We start from the raw sequence: 588 nt of genomic DNA, 5'->3' as shown, positions 1-588 counted from the left end.
GGGAAGATCCGCGGCAACAGGCCCGATGAGGCGAGCGCAGCGACCATGCCGCGGTCGACGTGGCCGGATGTTCCCTGCGCCCTTGCCGGCACCACCTGCTCGCGCGCCGTCCTGCGCACTTCGGCGACGGTCTGCTCGTGCTCGTCGACCGCCTGGTTCCTGGTCACGAGCGTGCCCTGTGCTCGTGGTTCGCCGGGGCACGAGGCGGCCCCGTCGGCTCGCCGATGGTGTCCAACACACCGCTGACCGCCAGGTAGTTGATGTCGTGACCGGCGGTGTGCGCATAGGGGCCGTACTGGTCCCAGCCCGTCATGCGAACGTACACCAGGCCGGGGTTCAGCGCGTGGCAGTCCGCAGGCCCGAGGCCGAGGCGTTCCATGACACCCGGCCTGAACCCCTCGTAGAGGGCGTCGGCCGCACCGATCAGCTCGCGCGCACGGGCGTGGCCCTGCGGGTCCTTGAGGTCGATCTCGTGAAAGTTCCGCCAGCGGAGCAACCCGTTGTCCCGGGGCAGCGCAGGAGCCGGCCCGGGGCGCTCGATGCGGTGCACGGTGGCGCCCATGCCGGCGAGCATCATGCCGGCGAATG

At 71.1% G+C, this 588-nt stretch carries 2 protein-coding genes; both read right to left on the bottom strand.

Annotation, left to right across the window (positions count from 1 at the left end; genetic code table 11):
- A partial coding sequence (locus GEV06_29110) for an acyl-CoA dehydrogenase (protein MPZ21897.1) occupies positions 1–167 on the bottom strand: 167 nt, incomplete at its 3' end.
- A partial coding sequence (locus GEV06_29105) for a CoA transferase (protein MPZ21896.1) occupies positions 164–588 on the bottom strand: 425 nt, incomplete at its 5' end. The genes GEV06_29110 and GEV06_29105, both read right to left, overlap by 4 nt.

This window comes from Luteitalea sp., assembly GCA_009377605.1.
Lineage (GTDB): Bacteria > Acidobacteriota > Vicinamibacteria > Vicinamibacterales > Vicinamibacteraceae > WHTT01.
The sequence above is the reverse complement of the archived record's forward strand: the minus strand, read 5'-3'. Positions and strand labels throughout refer to the sequence as shown.